Annotated in this window: 7 protein-coding genes; 5 read left to right on the top strand and 2 right to left on the bottom strand. The window is 57.9% G+C overall.

From position 1 onward, the window contains the following. Window positions 1–195: 195 nt before the first annotated feature. Window positions 196–795, bottom strand: a complete 600-nt coding sequence (locus ACR0NZ_RS20435; RefSeq protein ID WP_480521531.1) for a short chain dehydrogenase — start codon at window positions 793–795, stop codon at window positions 196–198. Further along, a complete protein-coding gene (locus tag ACR0NZ_RS20430) occupies window positions 792–1,154 on the bottom strand; it encodes a MerR family transcriptional regulator (RefSeq protein ID WP_480521529.1) in 363 nt (120 codons plus the stop codon). The genes ACR0NZ_RS20435 and ACR0NZ_RS20430 overlap by 4 nt, the downstream gene beginning before the upstream one ends. A gap of 905 nt (window positions 1,155–2,059) precedes the next feature. Between ACR0NZ_RS20430 and ACR0NZ_RS20425 the strand changes: the two genes are divergently transcribed. From ACR0NZ_RS20425 to ACR0NZ_RS20405, 5 genes are all read left to right on the top strand, one after another. Further along, window positions 2,060–2,893 (top strand): hypothetical protein, encoded by an 834-nt coding sequence (locus tag ACR0NZ_RS20425; protein ID WP_480521527.1) that lies wholly within the window; start codon window positions 2,060–2,062, stop codon window positions 2,891–2,893. A gap of 180 nt (window positions 2,894–3,073) precedes the next feature. Further along, window positions 3,074–3,280, top strand: coding sequence for a helix-turn-helix domain-containing protein (locus ACR0NZ_RS20420; RefSeq protein ID WP_480442453.1), 207 nt, complete (start codon window positions 3,074–3,076; stop codon window positions 3,278–3,280). A gap of 166 nt (window positions 3,281–3,446) precedes the next feature. Continuing rightward, window positions 3,447–5,144, top strand: a complete 1,698-nt coding sequence (locus ACR0NZ_RS20415) for a tyrosine-type recombinase/integrase (RefSeq protein ID WP_480521525.1) — start codon at window positions 3,447–3,449, stop codon at window positions 5,142–5,144. Further along, window positions 5,144–6,187 carry a tyrosine-type recombinase/integrase gene (locus tag ACR0NZ_RS20410; RefSeq protein ID WP_480521523.1) on the top strand — a complete coding sequence of 348 codons (1,044 nt, stop codon included), beginning with the start codon at window positions 5,144–5,146 and terminating at the stop codon, window positions 6,185–6,187. Before ACR0NZ_RS20415 ends, ACR0NZ_RS20410 begins: the two co-directional genes overlap by 1 nt. Beyond that, window positions 6,184–7,644, top strand: a 1,461-nt coding sequence (locus ACR0NZ_RS20405) for a recombinase family protein (protein WP_480521521.1), incomplete at its 3' end; no start/stop codon positions are given. The genes ACR0NZ_RS20410 and ACR0NZ_RS20405, both read left to right, overlap by 4 nt.

Raw genomic sequence — 7,644 nt, 5'->3', positions numbered from 1 at the left:
TTTGTGAAACCAAGCTGCGCTGCAGCGATGGGCTGACCGTCTGATGGTGATCTGGACGATCAGGCTTGCCGCTCGTACATCGGTCCGATTGTCCCGCATAGCGGACATTTGGCGAAGAACGCTCAAGGTCTGCTGTGCGGGACAGAGCGCCAATTCGCTGCAGCTGCGCGAAGGTCCGCTTCGTCGGCTGGCCGCTTACTCCACAATTACCACTTGCCCTGTCAGAGCGCCCTCAACGCACTTTGCATATGCCAACCCTACATCATGGGATGGCACGGGCTTGTGACCGTGAAACCACGCGCCATAGCGCGGTGCGGAAACGTCCAACATTCCAGGACTGACAACATTCACTCTCAACCCGCGCGGCATCTCTATTGCCGCACCGATGACGAAGCCAGCCAATGCCCCATTGGCGGTCGCAGCATTTGACCCCATTCGGATTGGATCGCGGTCAAGGACGCCGCTTGTCAGTGTGAAGGAACCGCCATCCGAAATGGCACTCAGCCCAGCGAGGACGAGGTTCACCTGCCCCATCACTTTCTGCCGCAGACCCACCATGAACTCCTCATGGTCCATGTCAGACAAGGGCGCGAAGGTCGCATCGCCTGCACAAGACACAACGGCATCAACGGTGCCGACCTTTTCATAGAGTGACTTAACCGCATGAAAGTCGCCCACATCGAGCTGTAAGTCTCCGGTGGTGCGACCGACGGTGACGATTTCATGCCTCTGTTCAAGTTCTTTGCAGGCGGCTCGCCCAATATCGCCTGACGCACCTACGACGATTATCCTCATGTCTGATCCTTCATTATTTCATCGTACCTATGCAGTTTTTGGTCGAGGATTTTTCGGCAGCGTTCCAACTCCGCTTGTCGAGCCTTGAGGCTTTGTCGGTGTGCTAGAAGCACCGCCTTACGATTCGGGATTGTTGCATCGCCTAATGCATACAAGGCAGCGAACTTGCGCATCTCAGACAAGGGCATTCCAGTCGCACGCAGTGAGGCCAGCAACTCCAACCAGTCGGCGTCCGTCTTCGAAAACCTGCGCTTACCGTCTGCGCTACGTTCGATGAACGGACATAGTCGGGAATTCTCATAGAAGCGAATCGTTGAAATGCTGAGCCCGGTCTTAGCAGCTACTTCTGAAATCTTCATACAGTCGGCCCCTCCTTTTCAGGTTCGTAGCAACCTGAAGCTACTTTAGGTCAAGCATTATCATCACGCTGGATCGTGGAAGCCGCCATTCGTGCGCTGCGCGGCATCGGGTAAAGAGGGCTCGGAGTTGCCGTTCTCTGCGCCGCGCATCAAAGGCTGGTCACAGCCCACAAACATCCCGACTTGCCATCAGACAATACCCGGCCCCCGCTCCTTCCCCCCGTCATGCGGGAGAAGGCCCTTCGCTTTCAGGTTCGTATCCACGCGATGCCTTTTGTCGGTGGCCAGCCGCTTCCCCACAGGCTTCTCACCTGCCCCGCTCTGACCGCGCACGGTCTCGGCGGTCCCCGATCCGTCTGGTGTCGAATGACAACCATCGGCCGGTGGGTTCCGTTGTCGCGTTTCTGCACCGGGCCAGAAGGAGCCGCATCGGTGCGGGTTGGGGTAGTCCCCGAACCATAGTTCACCTTTGGAGGCCGGTTGGTGAACGTACCGTGGTCACCGCTTTTTTTGATCGTTCACCAGGGGAAGCAGCAAGAATAAACCGGGCGCAACGGAGACGGGGAAGACCCATCCCGGCCCGGAACGTCCGATTTTGTGTTCGTGCTAACTAAGTGTATTGATCTGGTTTTTTTACTCGTTGGGTTTCACACGGTCACCCTCTCCACAATTAGTAGCTGGCCCGAAGCGCCGCAGCCCCCAAATAGCGCAGGCGGTTCGGGCCAGCGGTTCGATACTGAATCCGAAGCCAAATTGTTCGCTTTCCGTTCTCATATTTGTATGTAATTTTTGACAAAGTCGACTCGTCTTAATCAGCACGCTTTCTCAGCAAACAGCGTTGACGTTGTGCGCAACCGCTGTTGAACGAGTCGCCTGACCCTGAAGTGTTCCAAACGGAGAATATAATGAGCGCCAATTCGAACAGCGGTCAGAGTGGCAACCATGACGTTGCAGATACCGAGGGTGACTACTCCATTTATCCGCACATGGATGGGATCAAATGCTCGATGTCATGGAAGCTCGGCAGTTATGGCGAACGCGGTGCTCTCTCTGATGACATGATCGAGAGCTTGGCTGAACGGTTTGACCTGCCAACTAAGCTCGTACGCGAGCTCTCTGTGCTTCTTGGGAATTGCCTCAACAACGATGAAGACATCGCAATCAACCTGACCGAGGTCCGGCGCTCGCAAGCGATTGAACGAGGTCAAAAGCACCTCAAGACACTCCTGCGGGAAGCCAAACGGGGCACAATTACTGCACAAGAGCTCCGGAACGCATTGGGCACGCTTTCGACCTATTTCGCGTCGACACCGAATGATGCAGAACTTCTTCCCCAAATGCTCGACAAACTTGAGACTGCGACAACGTTTACTCAGGACATCAACGATGACATTCGACACATCTTCGAGACACCCGGTGCGGCTGCGGAGATGTCGCCGCGTGACAAGCGGTTCTCACGCGACAAACGCCGTCAGTACATCGTCGAGAGCTGCTGCTATATCTGGAAAGATGCCGGTCGCCCCCTGACCTACACGACATACTCAGACGGCCGCCCGGGAGGACAACGGCAAGGGCCACTGATTACCTTCATCCAGTCCGTCGTGAAGATGTTCACCGAGCCGGGGCAAATCCTGAGCGGTGAGACGATCCGCGTGGATATTGACGATTTTCGCGACAGGCTTGAGCGCGAAGAGAAAGAGCGTTGGGCCCCGCCGGAAACAAGCAATCAATACACTTAGAATGAGCAAGCCTGCGTTGTCATGGTCATGTCATGACACGCGTTCCTGCCATACCCCCTTCAGACAACCACGCGCACCGGCAGGTTGAGACAGCGATTGACCAGTTGGTCCGATTGTTGGCTGCCCAGACAGTACGGGAACTGGGCCGGAACGCCTCTGACCAAAAGGAGGCGCATCAGGATGCCACAGATCAAAGCAAAGAATAAACAAATCCGCAAACTTCTGTCGGTGAAAGACGTCGCTGAACTGGACAATTGCTCGGAGAAGACGGTGCGCCGTGCGATTGCGGCTGGCCTGCTTGAGGTTATTCGGGTGGGCCCTGGCGGACGCCTCATCCGCATTGATCCGGCAGCTCATGCCGCCTACCGGCAGGCACAGTGCTGGTAGGTAATCGCGACCATTAATGTCTATTAATGTCAATGTGTTAAGCGCATTTCGGGAAGAGGGCATCCCCGTAAGTTTCTAACTTTCTGTGCTACGCTTTTCCCGAATCGGACCCCCTGTCCACACCCGTCCACCCGAGACCTGACATGTCCAAAGGAACGCAAACCCGATGACTAAGCAGAGACCCGTTCCATTGACATTGGCCTTCGTCAAAGCCGACACACCGATGTTTGCCGACCTTATCGAACAGCTGCACTCCGACACCTCTCTTTCTGACGCGCGCCGCCGCGACTTGATCTCCGGCCTGCGCCGTGTGGCCAAAGCCCTTGGGCTGCCGCCAGAGGATGTGCCCTGCGATAGCCGCTGGTTGCAACCTCGTTTGGCCAAAATCGCCCCAGCCACACTCGGTCTCACACCAAAGAGTTGGCAAAACGCGGTCAGTGATGCGCGGGCTGCGCTCTCTCACTTCGGGCTGGTGGAACGGCGCTTCAACCGGATCGAAGATCTGCGTCCTGCCTGGAAAGCGCTCTGGGCGAATGTACTGGCGTCCGGTGACAAGACATTGCAACCCGCGCTCTGCCGCTTCGTGCACTTTCTAAACCGGCAGGGCGTTGAGCCTGCCAACGTATGTTCAGACCATGCCGCGGCCTATCGAGAAGCCCTTGCGCATAATGAGATCAGCAAATCACCGGATGTCGCATATCGGGCTGCGGTCAACGGCTGGAACCTGGCGGTCCGACGTATTTCTGCATGGCCCAAGGCCATCCTGCCTCTGGAAACGCGTCGGAAGGTCATCACCTTTCCAGCGACTGATTTTCCGGCGCCATTCCAAACTGCTCTTGCAAAGCTGATGCATCGTCTGTCCAATCCAGACCCCTTGGCAGATGACGGTCAGAACAGAGCACTCCGATCCGCGACCCTGTCCCAATACCAAAGACAGTTGGTTCGGTTTGCCTCCGAACTCGTTCACTCTGGTATCCCGATCGCGGAGATTGGCGGATTGGACGTCCTGATCAATCCGGTGATGGCTGAACGGGGTTTGCGCCAGATGTTATCGCGCACCAACAACCAGGCCACAAAGATGATCAGTGAGATAGCCGCGTTGCTCCGCAACCTGGCCCGGATACTCAATGCACCCGATGACGCCCGCGATGCATTGGCCGGGCTTGCCGCGCGCCTGGCCGTCAAGCCTCAGATTGGCATGACCCAAAAAAACCGAAGCCGGCTGCGGGTGTTGCAGGAGGACCGGCATCAGCAGCGCCTGCTGCTCCTGCCTGAACGGATTTTCGCGCGACCACGCGGCACGTCCAAGCCGTATGGCTGGGCTCTGGCACGCGAAGATGCGCTCGCCATCGCCATCTTGCTGGTCTGCCCGGTTCGCGTGAAGAACCTGGCTGACATCCACCTGGAACGCCACCTGCACCGTCCCGGTGATGGCCGAGCCTACCTGGTTCTGGAAGACGGCGAGACAAAAAATGAGCGACCTGTCGAGTTCGAGATCCCGCGTGATGTATTGCGCATGATCGACGTTCATCTCAAATCTCGCTGTCCGGAACTCTGCCCCGCTGGAACGCCTTGGCTGTTTCCCCGCAGGGATGGTCAGCATTCGGTTGATCCCGGCGTTCTGGCTGCGCGCATCTCCAAACGGATCCGGAAAGAGACGGGGTTGGAGATGAACGCCCACCTGTTTCGACATTTCGCGGTGATGAACTGGCTCGACGCTAATCCCGGCGGCTACGAGGTTGCGCGCCGGTTGCTCGGGCATTCGGAGGTCAGCCACACCATCAACATGTATTCCGGTCTTGAGGCACGGTCGGCAACACGTGCCTTTGCCGACCTGATAGAATCTAAGAAAGGGCGTCGATGATGAGCCTTGTTCTGCCGCTCGACGAATGGCCCGCGCAAGACCGGGAGATGTGGCTCAACCTTCAGGCGGGAGGTGGACCGCTTGACGATTGCGGCGCGCTCTCACATCTACGCGCGACCTCGTTGAAGACTTTGGAGTTGCGCTATGCCCGATGGCTGCAATGGCTGATTACATGCGATGCGAAGGCGATCACACTGCCTCCGGCTCGACGCGCGACTCTGCCGCGCATGTCCGCTTGGCTTCGGGACCTCTCACACACCCGGCCAATGACCCAGTTGATGTTCATTGACGGCGTTTTGCGTATCCTCTCCGCGGCTGACCCTACGCAGGACTGGTCCGCTCAGCGGAAGTTGAAAGCGGGATTGAAGCGCGCCGCGGGTCGAGGTGATCGGGATCGCAAACTTGGGCGTGTGTTGTCCAGCGAGGTTCTATTCCGTGTAGGTCTGATTCTGGCGACGGGTCATGCAGAAGCGGCGCCAACACCGCTGCGCCGTATGATGTGCCTGCGGGATGGCACCATGATAGCCATGCTGGCTTTGATGCCGATGCGGCGACGCGCCTTCGCAGGCCTTCAAATTGGCATATCCTTGCATGTCACAGCAGACACCATGACCGTCGCGCTCCCGGGGGATCTGACCAAATCAGGGCAGCCATGGGAGGCTGATGTTCCCCAGAGCGTTGAGCCGCTCTTGCGTCGCTATGTCAACGAAGCCCGTCCCTTTTTAATGGAGCGTGGCCAACAACAACACGATGTCTTGTGGGTCGGCAGGACAGGCGCACCATTAAAGCAAGATGCGCTGAGCCCCCGGATCGCGGAGCAGACCCTGAAGCTGACGGGTCGCCGCATCCCACCGCATTTCTTCCGGGATGCTGCCGCGACAACCTTGGCCCGCTCTTCTCCGGAACACGCCAAGCTAATTCGACCAATTCTTGCGCATACGAGCTTCGGAACCGCCGAGCACCACTACATCCACGCCCAAACCATTGAAGCGGGCCGCGACTACGCGGCTTTGATCGACCTAAAGAGAAAGGCCAGACGATGACCCGAGTTGCAATCTATGCCCGCTTCTCCAGCCAGATGCAGAGAGACGCATCCATCGATGACCAGATGCGTTTGTGCCGGGAACGTGCAGAGCGGGAAGGCTGGACTGTTGTCGACGCCTATTCTGATCGGGCGGTCTCTGGTGCGTCCATGTTGCGTCCCGGGCTGCAAGCACTCTTCAATGCAACTCAGGAAGGACGGGTTGATCTGATCTTGGCAGAGGCGCTGGATCGGTTGAGCCGGGACCAGGCAGACATCGCTGCGATTTTCAAACGCCTGAGCTTTGCAGGGGTCGGCATCATGACTCTGACCGAAGGCGAGATCAGTGAGTTGCATGTGGGTCTCAAGGGGACCATGAACCAACTGTTCCTCAAAGATCTGGCCGACAAAACTCGACGTGGTCTGCGCGGACGGGTCGAGCTTGGCCGTTCCGGCGGCGGCAACAGCTACGGTTACGACGTCGTCCGGCGTCTTGGGGCCGACGGCCAACCCGTCACGGGAGAACGAATGATCAATGCAGCAGAAGCTGAGATTGTCCGGCGGGTGCTTCAAGAGTTCTCCGAAGGGCATTCTCCCAAATCCATCGGGCGCCGCCTGAACGCCGAAGGTATTCCCGGTCCCCGTGGCAAGTTATGGCGTGACACGGCCATTCGAGGGCACAGAGTGCGTGGGACGGGCCTTCTCAACAATGAGCTCTACATCGGCCGCCTTGTTTGGAACCGGCTGCGCTACATCAAGGACCCGGAGACCGGCAGACGTGTTTCCCGTCTCAACGATCCGTCCAAATGGATCATCACGGAAGTCCCCGAACTGCGGATCGTCGGGGATGAACTTTGGGAGGCGGTCAAGCAGCGGCAAGGCGAGATCGAGGCTGATCCCCGCGTCAAAGCCATCAAGGAAACCAAGTTTTGGGAGAAGCGTCGCAAGAAGCACCTTCTGACAGGACTTGCATTCTGCGGAACCTGCGGAGGGCCACTCGCCACTGTCGGGCGCGACTACCTCGCCTGCTCTGCCGCTCGCAAACTCGGTACTTGTTCCCATAAGCAATCCATTCGCCGCAATGTCCTGGAAGACGCCGTTCTGGATTTGCTTCGTCAGCGTCTGATGCAGCCCGACGCAGTGGCCGCTTTTATCAAGTCCTTCAGCGAAGCCGCCAACGCAGAAGCAGGCACAGCGGAGGTAGCCCGGACCCGTCTGCAATCCGAGCGGGACAAAGCTGCGCGCAAACTGAATGGGTTTTATGACGCGATTGCAGAAGGCATTCGCACCTCAGGTCTTCAGGCCAGGCTTGAAGATCTCGAAGCGCAGATCGCAGATCTGGACGCAAAACTCTCCGAACCCGCACCGCCCCCTGTGCGCCTTCACCCTAACCTGTCGGAACTCTATCGCTCCAAGGTCGCCGATCTTGCGCAGGCGCTATTGGATCCTTCGATCCGCACCGGGGCTTTGGAGATCATC

This window comes from Ruegeria sp. AE3, from assembly GCF_056542225.1.
This window is presented reverse-complemented; position numbering and strand designations above follow the sequence as displayed.